At 61.6% G+C, this 19,501-nt stretch carries 16 protein-coding genes and 2 pseudogenes; 7 read left to right on the top strand and 11 right to left on the bottom strand.

The window, feature by feature from the left end:
- Positions 1-25: 25 nt before the first annotated feature.
- The 3 genes from EL22_RS13790 to EL22_RS13805 form a co-directional block, all read right to left on the bottom strand.
- A complete protein-coding gene (locus tag EL22_RS13790; protein ID WP_050052031.1) occupies positions 26-343 on the bottom strand; it encodes a hypothetical protein in 318 nt (105 codons plus the stop codon).
- Positions 344-1,014: 671 nt separating this feature from the next.
- Positions 1,015-1,434 carry an EamA family transporter gene (locus EL22_RS13800; protein WP_050052033.1) on the bottom strand — a complete coding sequence of 140 codons (420 nt, stop codon included), beginning with the start codon at positions 1,432-1,434 and terminating at the stop codon, positions 1,015-1,017.
- Positions 1,434-1,853 (bottom strand): EamA family transporter, encoded by a 420-nt coding sequence (locus EL22_RS13805; protein WP_050052034.1) that lies wholly within the window; start codon positions 1,851-1,853, stop codon positions 1,434-1,436. The genes EL22_RS13800 and EL22_RS13805 overlap by 1 nt, the downstream gene beginning before the upstream one ends.
- A gap of 220 nt (positions 1,854-2,073) precedes the next feature.
- On the opposite strand from EL22_RS13805, the gene EL22_RS13810 reads away from it, so the two are divergent.
- From EL22_RS13810 to EL22_RS13820, 3 genes are all read left to right on the top strand, one after another.
- Positions 2,074-2,547 (top strand): hypothetical protein, encoded by a 474-nt coding sequence (locus EL22_RS13810; protein ID WP_050052035.1) that lies wholly within the window; start codon positions 2,074-2,076, stop codon positions 2,545-2,547.
- A gap of 86 nt (positions 2,548-2,633) precedes the next feature.
- The gene (locus EL22_RS13815; protein ID WP_050052036.1) at positions 2,634-3,452 is read left to right on the top strand and encodes a hypothetical protein; all 819 of its coding nucleotides are present in this window, start codon (positions 2,634-2,636) and stop codon (positions 3,450-3,452) included.
- Positions 3,453-3,569: 117 nt separating this feature from the next.
- Positions 3,570-4,112 (top strand): DapH/DapD/GlmU-related protein, encoded by a 543-nt coding sequence (locus EL22_RS13820; RefSeq protein ID WP_050052037.1) that lies wholly within the window; start codon positions 3,570-3,572, stop codon positions 4,110-4,112.
- A 77-nt stretch (positions 4,113-4,189) separates the two neighbouring features.
- Here EL22_RS13820 and EL22_RS13825 read toward each other — a convergent pair whose 3' ends face one another.
- Positions 4,190-5,344: an NAD(P)/FAD-dependent oxidoreductase gene (locus tag EL22_RS13825; protein WP_050052038.1), complete on the bottom strand. Its 1,155-nt coding sequence runs from the start codon at positions 5,342-5,344 to the stop codon at positions 4,190-4,192.
- Between the two features lie 157 nt (positions 5,345-5,501).
- The gene (rocF, locus tag EL22_RS13830) at positions 5,502-6,422 is read right to left on the bottom strand and encodes an arginase (RefSeq protein WP_050052039.1); all 921 of its coding nucleotides are present in this window, start codon (positions 6,420-6,422) and stop codon (positions 5,502-5,504) included.
- Positions 6,423-6,514: 92 nt separating this feature from the next.
- Here rocF and EL22_RS13835 point away from each other — a divergent pair, with 92 nt between their 5' ends.
- Positions 6,515-7,195 carry a metal-dependent transcriptional regulator gene (locus tag EL22_RS13835; RefSeq protein ID WP_050052040.1) on the top strand — a complete coding sequence of 227 codons (681 nt, stop codon included), beginning with the start codon at positions 6,515-6,517 and terminating at the stop codon, positions 7,193-7,195.
- A gap of 315 nt (positions 7,196-7,510) precedes the next feature.
- Here the strand turns inward: EL22_RS13835 and EL22_RS13840 are convergent.
- Positions 7,511-8,913 (bottom strand): annotated as a pseudogene (locus EL22_RS13840) (APC family permease).
- A gap of 500 nt (positions 8,914-9,413) precedes the next feature.
- Here EL22_RS13840 and EL22_RS13845 point away from each other — a divergent pair.
- Together EL22_RS13845 and nucS are read left to right on the top strand one after the other, a co-directional pair.
- Positions 9,414-9,902, top strand: coding sequence for a hypothetical protein (locus EL22_RS13845; protein ID WP_050052041.1), 489 nt, complete (start codon positions 9,414-9,416; stop codon positions 9,900-9,902).
- A 190-nt stretch (positions 9,903-10,092) separates the two neighbouring features.
- A complete protein-coding gene (gene nucS, locus EL22_RS13850) occupies positions 10,093-10,836 on the top strand; it encodes an endonuclease NucS (protein WP_050052042.1) in 744 nt (247 codons plus the stop codon).
- A 415-nt stretch (positions 10,837-11,251) separates the two neighbouring features.
- On the opposite strand, the gene mutS is transcribed toward nucS, so the two are convergent.
- Complete coding sequence (gene mutS / locus EL22_RS13855; protein WP_050052043.1) at positions 11,252-13,990, bottom strand: DNA mismatch repair protein MutS; 2,739 nt, start codon at positions 13,988-13,990, stop codon at positions 11,252-11,254.
- A 121-nt stretch (positions 13,991-14,111) separates the two neighbouring features.
- On the opposite strand from mutS, the gene EL22_RS13860 reads away from it, so the two are divergent.
- Entirely contained in the window at positions 14,112-15,086 is a 975-nt protein-coding gene (locus EL22_RS13860) for a hypothetical protein (RefSeq protein WP_050052044.1), read from the top strand.
- Between the two features lie 142 nt (positions 15,087-15,228).
- On the opposite strand, the gene EL22_RS13865 is transcribed toward EL22_RS13860, so the two are convergent.
- The 4 genes and pseudogenes from EL22_RS13865 to EL22_RS18615 all read right to left on the bottom strand — a co-directional run.
- Complete coding sequence (locus EL22_RS13865) at positions 15,229-17,829, bottom strand: RND family transporter (RefSeq protein WP_050052045.1); 2,601 nt, start codon at positions 17,827-17,829, stop codon at positions 15,229-15,231.
- 191 nt (positions 17,830-18,020) lie between these two features.
- Positions 18,021-18,296, bottom strand: coding sequence for a hypothetical protein (locus tag EL22_RS13870; protein ID WP_050052046.1), 276 nt, complete (start codon positions 18,294-18,296; stop codon positions 18,021-18,023).
- On the bottom strand, positions 18,293-18,670 hold the full coding sequence (locus EL22_RS18610; protein WP_231587971.1) for a winged helix-turn-helix domain-containing protein: 378 nt from the start codon (positions 18,668-18,670) through the stop codon (positions 18,293-18,295). Before EL22_RS18610 ends, EL22_RS13870 begins: the two co-directional genes overlap by 4 nt.
- A 48-nt stretch (positions 18,671-18,718) precedes the next feature.
- Positions 18,719-19,423 (bottom strand): annotated as a pseudogene (locus tag EL22_RS18615) (transcription initiation factor IIB family protein); the annotation flags it as partial.
- Between the last annotated feature and the right edge of the window lie 78 nt (positions 19,424-19,501).

The raw sequence follows: 19,501 nt of genomic DNA on the forward strand, positions 1-19,501 counted from the left end.
CGCGAGCGGTCGCGGGAACCTGCTGTTATGCGACAATAATGTCGTCGGTCCCTGAGTCTTCCGCTTCGTCCTCGCTCGAATCGGCCGTCTCCTCCTCGAGGTCGCCTTCGGTCGCCTGATCCGAGCCGGCGTCGGCGTCGGCTTCGGCGTCGATCATCTCCGTCGATGATTCCGATGAACCCGAGCGTCTCGAGGCCGCTCGCGTCGGCGTCTCCGTGTCCAGTTCGGCCTCGAGAATACGGATGCGCTCTTTCGATTCGACCAGTTCCTCGGTGAGCCCTTCGACCGTCGACTCGAGTTCCGCAACCGTCGATTCCAGCTTCTCGACGCGGTTTTTCGACATACCAACTAGCGGTCGGTCCGGACACATAAACGTACGTCAGACAATGATATTCTTTTTGTTAAGTAACTCGAGCGCGCGTGAATTGAGCGCGTTCTGCACTCGGATTCGCTACCCGGACACACGGGGATCTACAGAGAAAGCAAGGCGAGTGCCTTGGGGTCGTCCGAAAGACGTAGTCTTTCGGGATCAAGCGAACCCTTCGGGTTCGCGGACCTCGCGGGATCTCCGATCCCGCTTAGTGACGAGACGCCAAGGCGTCTCGAACCACTTGACACCGAGGCGGTTCACTTGCTCGCTACTCCGCTGCACTGATACGGCATACCTATATACACCAGCCAATAGGAATATCCACTACGAGTAGTGGAAGGATGGACGAGAACACGCAACTATTGGCACTTTCAGTATTCTTCGTGGCGATAGGGTTCTTCGGTTCGATTCTACTGGACGGTTGGGCCGGTATTCTACTGGTTGTGATTGCAGTCACGAGTTTTTTCATCGCTTCGACGATTGGTCTGCGATTTCTCGCAACCGCGGGAATCCCCAGACGAGATACAGTATGCAGGGAGTGCCTCGAGCCCACCGACTCGTAGCAGTCTCTCGAAATTCCGTTCAACCCGTTGGACTGACGATCGAGATTCACAGGCCAAACTCGAGCCCGCTGTAGACCGAAATCACAGGGACATGAGCACAATAGCGAGCAGTGCAAACCCGATACCCGCCACTTTTCGAGCCGTGAGCGATTCCTCGAGGAAGACGATACCGATGACGGAACTCAGGGCGATGAAGAGCCCGTAGATGGGGACGACGACGCTGACGGGGCCGAGCTCGAGCGCGCGGTAGTACGCCAGGAGGCCGACTGCCAGCGTGATTCCCCACCCGGCGATATAGGGCGTCTTCGGATGGTTCAGGTACGGCCGGACCGGAATTTCCCTGTAGACTAACACGCCGCCGACGAACACGAGCATGACGAAGTTCGAGAGGAAGACGGCCATCGTGCTCGGGATCGACTCCATCGCTATTTTCATCACCGGCGCGACTAGGCTGTACGCGACGAACGCGACGAACGACAGGGCGAGATAGCGACGAGACACTACCGTTCACCCGCGCTCAGGTAGATCGCGACGATCGCACAGGCGATTCCCGCACCGCGAGTCACCGAGAGCGTCTCGTCCAGAAAGACGATCCCCAGCACGGAGCTCCCGACGATGAACATGCCGTAAATCGGCACAACGACGCTGACGGGACCGGCCTCGAGCGCCGACGTGTACGCGAGAATGCCGATCGTGAGGAACAGTCCGCCGACGTAAATATACGCGGCGTCCGGTGAGACCGCGTAGGACGGGTCGGCGGCGTCCGTCAGGAACAACACGACCGTCGCGATCACGAGAAACACGATCGTTGCGAGAAAGAGCCCCACCGCGGCCGGCACTTCCTGCGTCGCGATACTCGTGAGCGGGGCGACGGCCGAGTACGCCAAAACGGCGAGGACGACCCACAGCAGATACTCCATGTGGTCAGTGGTTTCGGGGGGAGTATATCTGTTGTTGCCATCCCGTTCGACTGCCGGTTCGTCGCGGGAGTGCCAACGGGTGGCCCGATCTCGTAACTCGACCGAAATCGTACGTTCTCGAGCGCGCCGCGGCGAGTACGTCACTCCAGTGTTCACACGGTATCTGGTTCGTGAGCGTAAAACCAACGTTTTATCAGTAATTCCCGTCGTTTATACGGTAATGAGCTCGAACGTATTTCTCGTGTCGTCCGATTCTGAACCATTTGCGCGAACGGTTCTCTCGGAAGTCGATCTGACCGACTATCCCGACCGCCCCGAGGAGCTAGCCGAGTCGGAGTCGGCTCGATTCTGGGGCGTCGAAGCGGACTCGAGCGCGGAGACGTACTTCGAGAAAATGGACGAAGGCGATCTCCTGTTGTTCTATCGTGAGGGCGAATACGTCGGAACCGGACGCATCGGAACGACGTTCGTGGACGACGAGGAGTGGGCGAGTGCGACCGTCTGGGACGATAGCCCCCGCACGCTGATCTACACGATCGAAGACTTCACGGCGACATCGGTGCCGAAAGCGGCTGTGAATACGATCTTCGAGTACTCCGACGGTTACAATCCGAACGGCCTGATCCGGGTTGCGGACAATCGAGTCGACAACACCCTCGAGGCGATCGAACTCGCAGTCCAGCAGTACGACTAGGGACGGTCGATTCTGCACCGGCCGACGCTCTCGGCGATGGCCCCGGTATCATCGGATTTATTCGACTCCCGTTCGCACGTCGATCAATGACTGTCGTCCTCGCCGGGGTCGGCGCCGATACCACGAACCTCGGCGCCCTCGGGGCGCTTACCGACGACGGGCGCTTCGATTACGTGCCGATTCCCGAAAAAACGCGCCACACGAGCGAATCCGAAACGCTCGGGTCGTGGCCCCTCCGCACTCGAGACGGCGTCGCGGCCGATCTCGCGAGTACGATCTCGCCGCGGCCGATCGCCGACGGGGAGACGCGAATCTCCGGGGCCGACCTCGCCGAGTGGCCGCTCCACCGCGATCCAAACTTCGACGCACTGGCCTACGGCGAACACCGGAACGGCTACGTCTCCCGTCTTCGCGCCCTCGAGCCCGGCGATGTCGTCGGATTTTACGCCGGGCTCCGTCGACCGGACGGCGACCGGGCACACCGGTATCTTCTCGGCTACTTCACGGTCGATGCGGTCGACGTCCTCGAGCCGGACGCGTCCGCCGACCGGCGGCGAGCCGTCCTCGAGACTCACTCGGAAAACGCCCACGCGAAGCGGGCGCGCGACGGAGTTCCCTACCTCCCGGATAAGACGATCGCGCTGATCGACGGCCGCGGACCCGGCGGCTTGTTCGATCGCCACCCGATTCGACTTAGCGAATACTACGTCAAACCCGGCAACGAACGGGCACAGTACTACTTGCGCGAGGCGGTCGCGGACGCGTTCGCGGTCACGGCCGGCGGGGAGAACATGATGTACAAGCCGGCCTACCGCTGTTCGATCTCCGGCGAGTCGTTCCGCGAGCTCGTCGGGATTCCGGGTGAACGCTCGAGCGAACACGGCCACATCGCGGACCACGGGTGAGTCGGCGCGTCGCGGATCTCGCGTCACCCTTTTCCACCGATCGGAATCCGGGCCGCGCGATCCGGCGACGCGTCGATCGGTCGGTTTCATGATGAAAGCCGACGAACGGACGAGACAGTGAGCGACGATACGGATTCAGACGACGGAACGAATCGGCGACACGACCGCGTTCGCGTCCACGCCACCCCCGGGTCGGGGAACTCGCTCTCTCATTGGACGAGCGCTCGGAACCCGCTGCAGGTCGCGATCAATTACCTCGTGATCTGGCTCGTTCGCATCTCTCCGAGCCTGCGGCTCAAGCGCTGGCTGATGCGCCGAATCGGCGTGCGCGTCGGTGACGGCGTCTCGTGGGGACTCGAGGCGACGCCAGACGTCTTCTGGCCCGAGCTGATCACCGTCGAGGATCGGGCTATCGTCGGCTACGACGCGACGATCCTCTGTCACGAGTTTCTCCAGGACGAGTATCGAACCGGCGAGGTCGTTGTGGGCGAGCGGGCGATGATCGGTGCCGGTGCGATCGTCTTGCCCGGCGTCGAAATCGGCGCCGACGCGCGCGTGGCGGCGAACTCGCTCGTCACTCGAGACGTGGCTCCCGGGGAGACGGTCGCGGGCGTTCCCGCCCGGCAGATGGGGGGCGACTCGAGCGGCGCCACCGAGTAAGAGCGATCGAAGTGCCCTGCTCGAGTAGGGTGCAGATCGCTGGTCGAGTGCGGAGAGTGTAAACTGGGAGAAGAAAACTACAGCGACGACCACGACGTCCGGGCGCGGTTCCAAGAGGTGATGTCGGCCATCCAGCGGGCGGCGATGAACTTCTTGAGGTTCTTCGCTGGGAAGCCGCCGAACGTATCGAACGGCAACATTTTGACGTCGTGGGCAACCGCCTCATCACCGACCGAGATGACGGTCCCTTTGTCGTCGTACTCCCAGGTTTTCAGCGGTCGGTTCTCGATCGCTCGAGGGATGTTCTCGCCGACGACCTCCGCGGCTTGCCAGGCGGCCTGGGCCGTCGGTGGTGCGGGCTGGTCGCCCTGGTCGATGATGGCCGAGTCGCCGATCGCGAAGACGCGCTCGTCGGAGGTCTGGAAGTTCGCCTCGGTGGTGACGCGGTTGTGCTCGTTATCGAGGTTGGTGTCGTCGAGCGCGTCTCGGCCGGTGATACCGCCGGTCCAGACGAAGGTGTCGAACTCGAGGGGCTCGCCCTCGTCGAAATGGATGACGCCGTCTTCGGCTTCGGTGATCGGGTCGTCGGTGTGGATCTCGACGCCGGCGTCCTCGAGGAGGTCGCGCAGGGCCTGCTGGATCTCCGGATCGTTGCCGGGGAAGATCTCCTCGAGCGCCTCGACGAGGTGGATGTCGATCGGCGCGCGGTGGATGTCGCGGAACTCGGCGATTTCGCCCGCCGTCTGGATTCCCGACAGTCCCGCGCCGCCGACGACGATTTGTGCGGGTTCGCCGCGAGTCGCTTCCTCGCTGGCGGTCTTGATCGATTCGTGGATCTCGAGTGCGTCGTCGAGGCTCTTGAGAGTCAGCGAGTGCTCGTCGAGGCCCGGAATGCCGTAGTAGGCGGTCTGGCTGCCCAGACCAACCATCAGGTAGTCGTACTCGATCTCCTCGCCCTCCGCGAGCGAGACGAGTCGGTCGTCGGTGTCGATGCCGGTGACTTCGTCCTGAATGAACTGCGTCGAGCGATCGGCGATCTCGCCGACCGGAATCGTGATGTCGGATCGAACGTTCGGATCGCGAATCACGCGGTGGGCTTCGTGGAGAACGAGGTGGTAGTTGACGTCGGCGATCCACGTGAGCGACGCGTCGGCATCGAGTTCCGACTGGAGTTTCTTGACGGCGCCGGCGCCGGCGTAGCCAGCACCGAGTACGACTACATTGTCAGTCATACTCAGTAGTGGTGTGTACACCGATACAAAGGTGTTGAAACACACACTACCGTGTTTGGTGTTAACGCACGAGACTCTCGAACGACCGTCTGCCCCGGATGTGCTTCCGAACTGCACTCTTGAGCCTCAATAGCACCAGACACACGCCGGCGGGAGATCAGAGTATCCGCTTGCCGAACGCGCTCGCGGTCAGTTCGGCGGCCAGCGTCGCCGTCTCGTTCGCCTCGTCGAGGATTGGATTTACCTCGACGACGTCCATCGACCGGAGGACGCCCGTTTCGGCGTGACGGGTCGAGACGGCCTCGAGCGCCGAGTGCGCTTCGCGGTACGTGACCCCGCCACGGACGGGCGTGCCGACGCCGGGGGCGGTTTTTGGATCGAGCCAGTCCAAGTCGAGACTTACGTGGATGCCGTCGGTTCCGGTCGTCGCGACGTCGAGAGCCTCCTCGACGACGGTTGTGATCCCCCGAGAGTCGATGTCGGACATGGTAAACGACGTGATGTCGCTCTCTCGAATGCGTTCGCGCTCCCGGTCGTCGATGCTCCGAAGGCCGACGTACGCGACCGACTCCTCGCGGACGCGGGGCGCGCGGGCCCAGTCCATCTCGTCGAAGGTGCCGCGCCCGAGCGCCGCACCGAGTGGCATCCCGTGAACGTTTCCGCTCGGCGACGTTTCGGGGGTGTTGAGGTCCGCGTGGGCGTCGAACCAGACGACGCCCAGGTCGGCGTCACGAGCCGAGCCGTTCATCGAGCCGATTGCAATCGAGTGGTCGCCGCCGAGGACGAGCGGAAAGACGTCCTCCCGAATCGTCTCGTCGACTTCGCGAGCGAGCCGTCTCGAGACGTCTTCGATCTCACGCAGGAACTTCGCGTCTCCCTGATCGGGTTGGTCCGCCTCCGGATCCCGTTCCTCCGCGCGCGGCATCTGCAGATCCCCGGCGTCAGTCACCGCGAGGCCGGCGCTCTCGAGTCGCTCGGCGATGCCGGCGTACCTGATCGCCGACGGGCCCATGTCGACGCCGCGACGGTTCGCCCCGTAGTCCATCGGCGCACCGATAATGCGAACTGTCCGGTCCATACTCGAGCGTGTACTGCCAGTCGTTTGGTGGTGTCGATCGGCGGAGAACGGCTGTCGACAGGTTTAGGGTTAGACGCCTCTAAACCTGAGACATGATGCTGAGCGACGTGATGGAAGACTACCTCAAAGCCATCTACCAGCTTCAGCGCGATCAGGACGATCGCATCAAAACGTCCGAGATCGCGTCCGAACTCGACGTCACGTCGCCGACGGTGACGAGCATGCTCGAGAAACTCGAGGAGCGCGGGCTCGTCGATCGCGAGAAGTATCGCGGCGTCACCCTGACAGCCGAGGGTCAGACGGTCGCACTCGAGGTCGTTCGCCACCACAGGCTCCTCGAGTCGTACCTGACCGAACACCTCGATTACGACTGGTCGGAGGTCCACGCCGAGGCGGACCGACTCGAACACCACATCAGCGAGGCTTTCGAGCGTCGGGTCGCGGCCGCACTCGACGAACCCGACGTGGATCCCCACGGCTCTCCGATTCCGGGTGCTGACCTCGAGCCGCCGGCGGCGCCCGAGGGAGACGCTGTCTCCGAGTTCGACCGGGGCGATGTCGTCGTCGTCGAGGAAGTCGCGGACCGTGACCCTGACATCCTCTCGTATCTCGCGGATCGCGGCGTCGAACCCGGCGTCGAACTCGAGATTCTCGAAGTCGCTCCCTTCGGAATGGTGACCGCACGCGCCGAGGGTCACGACGAGACGGTGTCGCTTCCCGAGGGCGTCGCTCACCACGTTCGCGTCGCTCCCCTCCCCGGCATCGAGCCGTAGCGTCCGCTGTCGACTCCTCCCAAAGAAAGGAAACGCCTTACTACTCACGGAAACCACAACGAAACGGAGACGAACGCCCGGCTCACCCGCCGGGTTTAAGGAAATCAATTACGTAAGATTCCATATGTCATCAATCGAACTCACTCCGAGCCAGAAGAAAATACTTCGGAATCGAGGCTGAAGGAGAAAAAAAGCCCTTCTCCCAAGAATTTTCTCCTCGGCGTGGAATGAAAGCAGCGACGTAGTTCCTCCGGGAGCTCAAAGGGAAACATCGCGTCGCAGACACGGAATTCCCCGTCGGTGGGGTGAACTCATTTAGTCCCCGTCAAACCCATGACTTTCAATCTGTGATGTCCCGCTGGTGAGCCGCGACTGTGAAACCAGGCCGATGCCGAGGACAATCCACAGGAAGATGATACCCCATTCGAAGGGCCACTGAAGCGCGGAGGGGGCACCTGGCATGTACATTGCGGTGAATCCGAGCGTCAGTCCGAGTCCGAGGGTACCAATCGCTTTCCCGCCTGGAACCTTCAAAGGTCGATTCATTTCGGGTTCGCGGACGCGCAACACGAGGAAGGAGATGACGACCATCACCCATGCAAAGACGATACCCAATCCGCCAGCGTTGACGACCCAGATGAGCATCTGCTCGCCGAATAGCGGCGAAAGTGCTGACAGGCCGCCGATGAGTGCAAGTGCCTCGAGGGAGTGTTGGTTTCGGGGTCGACTGTCGCAAGGGTCTCCGGCAGCATACCAGATTCGGCCAGCGCGTAGATGGCGCGGCTTCCACCGAGCAGGAACGAGTTCCAGCTGGTGAGGATCCCGGCGATGCCTGCTAGTGCCATGATCTTCCCGATGGTAGCGCTACTGAACAGTGCCTCCATGGCGGCGGCTGCGGGAAGCGGACTCTCAACGAGCACCGAACCCGGCAGCGCTCTCCCGGACGCCCATATGACGAGGATGTAAAACAATGCAGCGACCGACACGGAGGCGATGATCAGAAGACCAATCGTCCGTTCGGAGACGTTGGCTTCCCCGGCGGCTTGGGGGATAACGTCGAATCCGACGAACATGAACGGCGTCATGATCGCGACGGTGAGCACACCGGCCATCCCGGAGTCGGCAAAAGGTGGTGTCGACGTTGAGTGACCGTTAGCCACCGCACCAATGGCTAGCGTAAGGCCCGCGAACCCGATGACCAGTGTAAGGATCGTCTGGAACTGTGCTGCTGGCTGGACTCCCTTGTAGTTCAAGTACGTCATGACGATCGCACCGACACCGCCGACGAGAACCCATGTCCCGTAGACGGTCTGGCCGGCGATCGACCAGAGTGGAATCGCGTTGAAGCCAGGCACGACGTACGCTAGCGCTGACGGGAAAGCAACAACCTCAAAGATAACGACGCCGACGTACCCAAGGATTAGCGACCAAGTGCAAATGAACGATCCGATGGGACCCAATGCGCGCATGCTGTAAACGTGTTCACCACCTACGAACGGCATCGATGACGCGAGTTCACCGTAGATGAGTCCCACAACGGCAACCATGAACGTTCCGAGTATAAATGCTAGGACCGATCCGGCAACGCCCCCTTCGTTGATCCAGTACCCTGACTGGATAATCCATCCCCAGCCGATCATCGCACCGAACGCCAATACGAACACGTCACGCTTCGTAAGAACACGCGAGAATTTTCCATTTGGCTCTGTGTTAGCCATACTCATTCATTTAGGAACACCCACTTATGTCTTACTGAGTTCGAAAATATGGTCTACTTATAGGATTTAGTCTAACTATCCGTGTTTGCATCGCAAATCACCTCGCTCGTGATCTGTTCTTCCAAATCGTCGAGTTGCTGCTCTACAGTGCTCATAATCGCCGAATGTGGATTTCGTGAACGTCCCGTCGATCGTGGAGTCTGGAACGTCCCACGGAAAGCGGGGAGTCAGGGCGGTGTCGTCTCCGAGAGTACGACGTTCGTGTCGAATCCGTCGATGGCATCGAGAGACGACCCCAAACGGGGACGTTTTCGTCGCATCTCACGACATCGATAGGTATCTCGGGGACGCCGTCCGTCTTCGTACGTCGGTACGCTCCCGGATCGGTTATCCTGGTCCGTGCGGGAAGATTCCAGGAAGAACCCGCTTACTCGAGGGTAATCCGCGCATGCTATAAAAGCCTTCGCAAAGATCAGGGCGGTTCGACCCGAACGGCCCGTATGCGACTCACGCCAGCCGCCGTCGTCGAACAGCGCGACTGGGTAGCGACACGCTCTGCAACCGTCGTCTCGACGATAAACGACGTTCGCGCCGAACTCGGCGAACAGTTCGAGACCGACGTGGATCCGGTCACAGAGACGCAGTACCGAGCCGAAGTCGACGCGGTGTTTGCCGACGGCGACCTCGCGGTCAACGTCGCGGCGTTAGTCGCCATCCTCCGCGACCTCGACGTCGCGGACGACTACCCCGGTTTCGTCGTCGACGAGATCCTCGGGCGCGAACTGGCCGCTACGATCGCTGGCACCCAACCCCTCCGGACGTTGGGCGAAGCGACCTTTCACTACGCGGACGTTCACGTTCACGGCTCGAGCGAGGACAACGCGGGCGTCGACGACCTCGAGGCGGCTCTGGCCGCGGGCTTTCAGGAGCGCCTTCCGGGCTGGGACTGGACCGAGCGCGACAGCCCGTTCGCCGTCGATCCCGAGTGAGTACCGGGCCCGGGGCTCGCCTGCGTGGCGGTGGGAGAGTCGCCGGTTGCGGGGCGTCGATGGCGGGGCGTCGGTTGTTGGGCGTCAGTTGCGGGGTCGTCTCCAGTGATCGGTTCGGCTGCGGTCGATTCCGCCGCAGGTTCCGCGCCGTGTCGGGCCGTTTTTATCCGACCGGCGGCTAGTCCGTCCAGTGACCGCCTCCGATTACACGGGTCCCGTCACCCTCGAGCAGCCCGCCCTCGAGGCGGCGCGCGAAACCGTCGCCGACGGCATCGATCGCGATGCGCTGGTGACCGTCTTCGGCCGGTGTACCGTCGAGTACGACGGCCGGGCCGCGAGCCAGCTCGAGGCGGGGGATCGACACGTCATGTGCAAACCGGACGGCACGACGCTGGTCCACACCGACGAGGGCCAGCAGCCGGTCAACTGGCAGCCGCCGGGGTGTAGCCACGAGGTGTTTTGCGAGAACGACGCGCTGTTTCTCGAGAGCCACCGCTCGACCCCTGAAGAGCGGCTGCTGGTCGGGTTCGAGCGCGTGGCCCAGGTGTCGTTGTTTCCGATCTCCGACTCGAGCGACCTCACCCTCGTCGGGACCGAGGAGGACCTCCGCCAGCGGATCCTCGAGGATCCCGGCCTGCTCGAGCCCGGCTTTCGGCCGCTGGCGACCGAGCGCGACACGCCCGCGGGTGCGATCGACATCTACGGCGAGGATTCGGTCGGTCGCGCAGTCGTCGTGGAACTCAAGCGACGCCGCGTCGGCCCCGACGCGGTGAGCCAATTGCGGCGGTACGTCGACGCGCTCGAGCGCGATCTACACGCCGACGCATCGATTCGCGGGATTCTGGTCGCGCCGTCAGTGACGGATCGGGCGCACGGGCTGCTCGGCGAGCACGGCCTCGAGTTCGTCTCGCTCGAGCCAGTCGGAGAGCGTTGATACTCGAGTAGAAGCCGATTTCGGCCGAGAGCGCTGGATCCGACGGGGCGCTCGAAGCTGACATCGCTCGAGGAGGACTCCGCTCGACGCTGACACCGCCCGAAGAGAATTCCTCGAGCCGACAACATCAGTCGATCCGGTACCATCACTCGAGCCGACAACACGAATCGCCACGTCCTCCCCAGCCGACTCACTCGTTCGCTGTCGCGCGATGCAACGCGTCGCGCGCCGCTCACTCGTTCATCCCTCGCACGGCTTTCGATCGCGGTTCGCTTCGCTCACCGCGATCCAGCGCGCGCCGCCGCAGGGCACTTTGCCAGATGTCGATACAAGCGAGGGTGATCAAGGCAGGGTTGATCAGATGGTGGTCAGAAGCGTCTCTCCAGTTCTGCGAGGCGAATCAGTTCGAAGCGGCTCACTCCTCGAGCAACCGCTTCAACCGATCCAGTTCTGTCAGCGCCTCGACCGGCGTGAGGTGTGCCAGATCGAGCGCGCGGAGTTCGGCCGCGACATCGGTCGGCACGTCCCCGCCGTCCGCGGTCGCCGTCGTCGCGCCGTCGGTCGCGCTGGACGCATCGGTAGTTGCAGTGGTCGCGTCGTTGCCCGCAGCCATCGCGTCGTCAGTTGCGGCCGTTTCACCGTCGCCCGCTCCCACACGTTCGGTCGCGGACTCGGCGCCCGCCTCAGCGACCAGCTTTCGCGAGCGCTCGACGACGGGTTCGGGGACGCCGGCGGCGGTCGCGACGGAGACGCCGTAGGAGCCGTCGGCCGCGCCGGGGGCGATGTCGTGGTGGAAGACGACCTCGCCGTCTTCTTGGGTCGTCTCGAAGTGCAGCGTGAAGGCGGCCTCGAGGTCGTCCGCCAATGCGGTCAGCGGGTGGTGGTGGGTCGCAAACAGCGTCGTCGCGCCGACCTCGTCGTGGAGGTGTTCGGTGATCGCCTGCGCGATGGCGAGCCCGTCTGCCGTGGAGGTTCCCCGGCCGACTTCGTCGAGCAGGACGAGCGAGCGCTCGTCGGCCTCCGCGAGGATCGTCGCGAGTTCGTCCATCTCGACCATGAACGTCGAGCGCCCGCCGGCGATGTCGTCGCTCGCGCCGACGCGGGTGAAGATCCGCTCGAGGGGCGTCAGCCGAACGGAGCGGGCAGGGACGAAACTCCCGACCTGTGCGAGCAGCGCGATCTGGGCGACCTGTCGCATGTAGGTCGACTTCCCGGACATGTTCGGCCCGGTGATGATCCCGAGTCGACGGTCGTCAGTGAAGCGGGCCCCATTCGGGACGAACGACTCCTGGGTTCGCTCGACGACGGGGTGTCTGCCGCCCTCGATCTCGAGGATCTGCTCGTTCCCGCGCTCGAGAAGTTCGGGTCGACAGTAGTCGTACTGAGCCGCAACGGTCGAAAGAGAGACGAGCGCGTCGAGGGTTGCGACAGCCTCCGCGAGCCCTTGGACGCGTTCGACTTCGTCGGCGATTTCGCGTCGAATCTCGCAAAAGAGCTCGTACTCGCGCTCGTCGGCGCGCTCTTCGGCCCCGACGATCTCGTCCTCCCGGTTCTTGAGTTCCGGCGTGACGAACCGTTCGGAGTTCTTCAGCGTCTGTCTGCGCTGGTAGTTCTCCGGCACTGACTCGAGGTTCGGATTCGTCACCTCGATGTAGTAACCGTGGACGGAGTTGTAGCCGACCGACAGCGAGTCGATGCCGGTCCGCTCGCGTTCGTGCTCCTCGAGGTCGTCGATCCACCGCTTGCCGTCCCGGGCGGTCTCCCGGAGTTCGTCGAGGTCGTCGTCGTATCCCTCGGCGATGACGCCGCCCTCGGTGATCTCGATCGGCGGATCGGCGACGACGCCGTCCTCGATCAGTTTTCGAACGTCTGCGAGCGGATCGAGGTTCGCGTGCAGCGTCTCGAGTCTGTCGCACTCGCTGCGGACGCCCTCGAGCCGGTCGCGAAGTTTGGGAACGACCGCGAGCGTGTCCCGCAATGAGCGCAGATCACGCGCGTTCGCACGCTCGCGGGAGATCCGTCCGATGAGCCGCTCGAGATCGTATACATCCCTGAGCAGGTCCGTCAGTTCCTCTCTGGTCCGGACGTCGTCTGTCAGCGCCTCGACGGCGTCCAGGCGCGCGTCGATCCGGGCGGGCTCGAGCAACGGTCGCCGAAGCCAATCTCTGAGCTTCCGCCCGCCCAGCGCACTCGAGGTCTCGTCGAGGACGCCGAACAGCGTCGCCTCCTCCCGGCCGTAGACGGCTCTGGGTGCGAACAGTTCGAGACTACGTAACGCGACGGCATCGAGCAGGAGGTACTCCCGCGGGTCGTACCGGGTGAGGTGGGTCAAATACTCGAGTCGCGTCGTCTGGGTTCCGGTTTCGATCATCCCGTCGGAGTCGGCGTCTTCTTCGACGCCCCCTCGAGCGTACTCCGCGTAGGCGAGCAAAGCCCCGCAGGCTCGGAGCTCAGCGGCATCAGCAAGCATCGAGTCCGGATCACCGAAATACGCCGCGAACAGGTCGCCGGCGCGCTCGCGCCCGAAGACGGATTCGTCGAAGGGCGTTACAAGGCAATCTTCCGGCGCGAGCGCACCGTCTGCCGCCGGGCCGACGATGGCTTCGGCGGGGTCGAACCGACTCATCTCGTCGGCGATGGCGTCGCTCGAGGTCGAACTCGTCGCGAGGAAATCGCCGGTCGAGACATCGAGTAGCGCGAGTCCGCGCGTGTCGTCGGTGCGAGCCAGCGCCGCGACGAAGTTGTTGTCGTCGCTCGCGAGCAGTTCGTCCTCGGTGAGCGTCCCGGGGGTGATGACGCGGGTGACGGCGCGTTCGACCACGCCGGGCGACTCGCCCGGCTCTTCGACCTGGTCTGCGACCGCGACGCGGTAGCCCGCCTCGAGTAGGTCGTCGATGTACGACGCCGCGTTGTCGACCGGAATGCCGGTCATCGGGTACTCTCCCGTCGAGTCCTCACGGCTCGTTAGCGTCAACTCGAGGAGACGGGCGGTCCGCTCGGCCGCGCCGCAAAAGGTCTCGTAGAAGTCGCCGACCTGAAAGAGGACGATCGCGTCGTCGTAGCGCGCACAGAGGTCGTGGTACTGGCCCATCATGGGCGTCAGTTCCTCGCGCCGGCCGGCCATTTCGGGTGGAGGGCCACAGGCCGAGTCCATACCCAGTACCGACCGCCGGACGCTGAAATAGCTTGCTGGATCGACTGGACGCGACCGCTCTCGAGGCCCAAACGGCGGAAAAAGGTATTACAGTTGGCTCGCCAGTAGGTGATGAGACCGTATGGACTGGCCGAACTCGAGCGGAACGGTCGTGGTCCTCGCCGCGCTGGTGGTCTGTGCGATCGTCGCGACAGCGACGGCACCGGCTCTCGCCTCCGCGCCGGCAGACCGTTCGCTCGAGGGAAGCGGGTCGATCGAGACCGTCGTGATCGGTCTCGCGTCCGATACCGTCTCGGCCGAAATCACCTCGATCGACGGCGACTCGAGCGGTAGTATCGACAATACGACCGAGACCGTCGACGATACGGCCGGTAGCACCAGCGAGACGGTCGACGAGACGACAGACGGCCTCGACGAGGCTGACGACTCGGATAGCGACGTCACGAACGGCGACGATGGAACGATCGACGACGAAACCGATGCGACAGCGACCGTCTCGAACGCGACGAGCGAGTCGACCGAGCTCGGGAACACTACTGACGATCTCGAGAACGCCACGAATACCCTCGAGAACGGTACCGACGACCTCGATGAGACCGCGAGGGGTATCGAAAACACCTCGGAAGGCCCCGAAAACGCGACTGACAGCGTCAAAAACGCGACCGAGGACCTCGGAACCACTCCCGACGAACTCGAGGAGGCGACCGACGAACCTGCCAACAGAACCGGTTCGGTCCTCGAGAAACCGGTCGGCTCTACGACCGACGCGCTCGCAGAGACGGCGTCGGGGGCCGCCTCGAGCGTTTCGAAGACCGTCTCGAGCGTTACGATGGCCGATCCGACCGACCTCTCGTCGGCGGTCGTCGCGACGGTCGACGACGAGTCGCCGGTCGGAAAGGCCCTCGCTGGCGAGGAGCCGACACCGCGGGGACCGGCCGAGACCGCGACCGATGCGGTCCTCGTCGGAATGCTGGGGGCCGTGTCCGCGCCGGCCGCCGCGGCTGGCGGAGCCGGCGCTGCCGGTGGAATCGGCGCGGCATTATTTCTAACTTCTACTATAGGTGCGCGCGTCAACTTCGACACAGGCACGGAATAGATAGTTTCCCGTGCATCACCCGTGAGCAGGCGTGCACAAACAGCTACACTTCAGATTAGTCTCTGAATCGTAAAGTGATCAACGCGGTTGAGAAACTACAACATCGTGTGAAAGGACGAATATGTGTGCGTCCCAAGGAGATTCAGGCCACTCTTGTAAGTACGCGCTCCCGAACCACGAGCAGACACGGAAGTACCGTCACGCACGCGATGAACGCGTAGACGATACTCAACCCTGTGACGATGCCAAATCGTTGGAGCGGGGGTGACAGCGCCAGTGCGAGCACCCCAAAGCCTGCCGCAGTCGTCACCGCACTTCCGAGCAACGCACCACCAGTTCCTTCGAGTGCTGTTGCCAGCGTTTCGGCGAGCGAATCGTGGCGAGCGCGTTCATCTACGAACCGCTCACTGACGTGAATGCTGTAATCCACACCGAGACCAATCGCCAGACTCGTGATCACGACGGTCTCGCTGTTGAATGGGATATTGAGCACGGACATGGTGCCGAGCAACCACGCGAGTGCGATTAGGACGGGTGCGAGCGTCACGACACCCAGCCCCGGCGCGCGGTATCGCCACCAGTACATACTGATAAGAAGGGCAAGAATGACCCCAAGGGTGATAGCGAATCCTTCGACGAGCGTTTCGAACAGAGCACTTTGGACGACCGCAGTGATAACCGGACCACCCGTTGCAGTAGCTCGTACTGGGGCGTCCTGTTCAATGGTCGAGGAGATGTTTCGTACGTCCCTTGCGACCGACTGAGCCGAGGCGTCCCCCTGCACGCCGACAGTTAGCCGTGCAGATTCGTATGACCCATTCTCGGCACGATAGAGAGCCGACGATGCTTGTTCGGGAGCAACATTGAACATCAAGTCATAGACTGCTGCGACGTCTCTGTTTGGGAGACCATCACCATCCGTGTCACGGACTGCGATTGCATCTGCAACCGTTTGATTTTCTGAGGCGACAGCACGAAGCACAGATGTTGGACCTTCGATAGCTGCTCTTCCATCGGAACCGACGACGACTGTCCCGCTGCTGTTCGTATTGCTGATCACATCGTTGGTCGCGGTAAGGAGTGCTGGCGCGGTCACGTTCCCACGTATCAATATCTGGCCTTCTGATTCCTCTCCACGTTGGTGGAAATTATCGCTGAGGTATGCAAGGTTCTCACTCACCTCATACTCACTGGGTGCGAACGGTTCCGGGAGAGACCCCATCCACGACGGTGCATCCTGCGGGATGAAATCAGCTTGGTTGAACTCGGTGTCGATATTCGTCGCGCCGTACGCCCCTGCGGAGGCGACGAGTAACGAAAGAACAATGACCACGATGGGGGCTCGCCGGGCAAGCGTCGCAGTACCCGAAAGAACACGGTTCAGCCGCCCCGAACCAACGCCGACAGCGGGGGTATGCCGGTCGCGGCCACGGCGGTCGAAAAACCGTTCGAGTTCGAGTTTGACGGCTGGTACAAGCGCGGCGAAAACGACGAAGATGGCGACGATTCCCACACCGCTCAGGATGGCGAAATCCTGAATTGAGCCCAGCGGACTGACGTAGTTCGATAGGAACCCGACAGCCGTCGAGAACGCGGCAGTAGCGAGAGCGAGAACGACCCCAGCGATTCCGAGACGCATCGCTGTCGTGGGATCTCGTCGACTGACGTTCTCATCGTCGGTGTCGAGCGCTCCCTCTCGGGCTTCGCGGTAGCGCATGACGACATGAAGCGAGTAATCGATACTAAGGCCGATAAGCAAGAACGGAACGGCGATCAGGGTCGAATTCGATGGAATCCCGAGCCACCCCTGTATGCCAGCGTACCACACCAGCACGACGGCCACGCCGAATATACTCACGAGAACGTCGATGAGGTCCCGGTAGGCGATCGTGAGGACGGTGAGCAAGAGAACGATTGCGACGGGCGTAATGATGATGAACGTGTCGCCGATGGCCTGCGAGGATTCCGCATCGATGAGACCCTGCCCGAACACGAACGCATCGTCGAAGCGCTTCTCGATAAGAGAGCTGATAACCAGCTGTGCATCGTTCACCGATTCGGTTGTTGTAGTCGAACTGCTTGGACTCTGCTGAAAGACGAGAGTCGTTCTCGCGTCTGCACTCGTCATCCCTGGTTCGTAATCCGTCGGCAAAAATTGAGTTGGCTCGTTGCCGGGAACAGACGCGTCTGGGTCGAGGATTCGGCTGAGATACGTTTCCACTTCCTCGTCGATGCTGGATTCAAGTGCTGTGATCTGCTGGTTAAGTGTCGGTGCTGATGACTGACCCTGTCTTGCCATCGATGTATTGTTTCCAGAATCATTGGCGATAGCCGACGAACCCCTACTCTGTTGGTGTGCGTACGCAACGTTGGCAACTATATTCTCAATGCCGACCATCCCCGTTCCGTCACGAAGTGTCGCATTGACCGATTCGTTTTCTCGAAGCTCCTGCTGAAGACGGAGACTTTTAAGTAACGATTCGCGGGTGAGAACGTTACCTCCCTCGTCCCTGATAACGACCTGTGAAACAACTGCATCGTCCGTCTCATACGTTGCTTCGATACGGTCAAGCGCCGCCTGTTCCGGAGAATCGATGCCGGCTTGGCCAATCTGACCTTCCCCAGTTGTGCCGACAATCGCGCCAGCCCCAACGACGGCACTGATAACGAGCAACAGTGCAATTACCAATCTGCTCCGCGATGCGACGAGATCTGCGTACTCAAAAGTAGGGCTTCGCTTCATCGATTACTGACACCCCCGGCTATGCCAGGGAATACAATGTCTAATTGACTGCGTTCTGTATCGGACGTGTCCATATGCGCACTCCGATGGGGATTGATAAGGAGCGATGGAAGTGTCCCAAGATGTGGGAGAACCAGTCGTAGCTTTGAACGTTCCTACTGGAGTAGCGACCGTCGACGACAGACCGGATTCTACGTCTGGTTGAGCCCATAAATCATTACGACGAATCCAATGCTGATGATCACACTCTCGAGAGTCATCCCGGTGATAGTGGATGCTCCACCGATGTGATGGAAGACTCCGACGAGAAACGTTCCAAATGTGATGACTGCTAATCCTATCGCGAAAAACTGGAGGCCCGCGATTCGCGTGCGATTGTATGCTCTGTACGCCATCAGAGACACAATTCCTCCGAGAATGAGGGCAGTGATCTTCACGACGCCGAGTAACACGATAGAGAGGTTCATTTTGATTCCTCCTTCATTGCAGACCAGAACGTTGCCATGCGGTCTTCTGGGTCTTCTTTGGGTCGGGATACCTCTATCGTGAACTCGTCATCGGTGACGCTAATTGAGATGTCAGTAAAATCGCGTTCGTAGAGAGTCACGTTGGGTCCGTCACGTCGAACCTCGGTGTATTCACGGACGAGCATCGATTCACGGAGCAAGTCGAGCTTCCGGTACACCGTCGAGCTCGAGAGACCGCACTCCTCACAGAGTTCACTGGCAGATTTCGGTTCGGTCAGTAGCGTGAGTATGGTTCGACATTTATCGTCGTCGAGGGATTTCAACACCGTCGGGAGGTCGGGTTCGTCGAGTTCCTCGGACGACCATCGATCCATTTCAGTAGATGAATTTCGGAATGAATTCTTCGACGGAATTAGTGATAGCCGATTCGGATCAACATTTTCGGGTCGCATCTCGAGACCGAGTTCCTGCGAGATGTACCGATACGTTCGACCGATTTCTTTTCGTTCGACGCGTGAGACTTCCGAAATTTCCTCGAGACTGCGCGGGATGCCCTCCTTTCGGCAGGCGGCATACAGCGCAGACGTCGCGACGCCCTCGATGGAGCGTCCGCGAATGAGGTCTTCTTTGAGTGCGCGGCGATAGATGACCGACGCGACCTCGCGCACGGATCGCGGCACGCCGAGTGCCGAGGCCATGCGGTCTATCTCGCTGAGCGCGAACTGGAGATTACGTTCGCCGGCGTCTTTGGTACGGATGCGCTCTTGCCACTTGCGCAGTCGGTGCATCTGACTGCGCTTTTTCGACGAAATCGAGCGTCCGTAGGCGTCCTTGTCTTTCCAGTCGATCGTCGTCGTCAGTCCCTTGTCGTGCATCGTCTGGGTCGTCGCGCGCGCGACGCGGGACTTCTGTTGCCGTTCCTGGTGGTTGAACGCCCGCCACTCAGGGCCGGGATCGATTTTTTCCTCTTCCACGACGAGCCCACAGTCTTGACAGATGAGCTCACCCCGGTCGGAATCCTTCACGAGATTATCCGATTCACACTCGGGGCAGGCACGTACCCCTTCTTGTTCCTCGGTCTCGTCCGTCTCACGTGTTCGCTCCCGCTGGCGGGTGGACCGTGTCATCGCACTTTTATAGTAGTATCACGGACGTATATAAATCCTTGGTAAGGGTTTTTTCCGTTGGAGCCAAAGCGCCGATAT

Origin of the sequence: Halostagnicola sp. A56 (assembly GCF_000691505.1) — an archaeon.
GTDB lineage: Archaea > Halobacteriota > Halobacteria > Halobacteriales > Natrialbaceae > Halostagnicola.

Coding starts and splice junctions, on each gene's coding strand:
- EL22_RS13790 (WP_050052031.1), bottom strand. CDS start 343: ATGTCGAAAAACCGCGTCGAGAAGCTGGAATCGACGGTTGCGGAACTC.
- EL22_RS13805 (WP_050052034.1), bottom strand. CDS start 1,853: ATGGAGTATCTGCTGTGGGTCGTCCTCGCCGTTTTGGCGTACTCGGCC.
- EL22_RS13810 (WP_050052035.1), top strand. CDS start 2,074: ATGAGCTCGAACGTATTTCTCGTGTCGTCCGATTCTGAACCATTTGCG.
- EL22_RS13815 (WP_050052036.1), top strand. CDS start 2,634: ATGACTGTCGTCCTCGCCGGGGTCGGCGCCGATACCACGAACCTCGGC.
- EL22_RS13825 (WP_050052038.1), bottom strand. CDS start 5,344: ATGACTGACAATGTAGTCGTACTCGGTGCTGGCTACGCCGGCGCCGGC.
- rocF (WP_050052039.1), bottom strand. CDS start 6,422: ATGGACCGGACAGTTCGCATTATCGGTGCGCCGATGGACTACGGGGCG.
- EL22_RS13835 (WP_050052040.1), top strand. CDS start 6,515: ATGATGCTGAGCGACGTGATGGAAGACTACCTCAAAGCCATCTACCAG.
- EL22_RS13845 (WP_050052041.1), top strand. CDS start 9,414: ATGCGACTCACGCCAGCCGCCGTCGTCGAACAGCGCGACTGGGTAGCG.
- mutS (WP_050052043.1), bottom strand. CDS start 13,990: ATGGACTCGGCCTGTGGCCCTCCACCCGAAATGGCCGGCCGGCGCGAG.
- EL22_RS13860 (WP_050052044.1), top strand. CDS start 14,112: ATGGACTGGCCGAACTCGAGCGGAACGGTCGTGGTCCTCGCCGCGCTG.
- EL22_RS13865 (WP_050052045.1), bottom strand. CDS start 17,829: ATGAAGCGAAGCCCTACTTTTGAGTACGCAGATCTCGTCGCATCGCGG.
- EL22_RS13870 (WP_050052046.1), bottom strand. CDS start 18,296: ATGAACCTCTCTATCGTGTTACTCGGCGTCGTGAAGATCACTGCCCTC.
- EL22_RS18610 (WP_231587971.1), bottom strand. CDS start 18,670: ATGGATCGATGGTCGTCCGAGGAACTCGACGAACCCGACCTCCCGACG.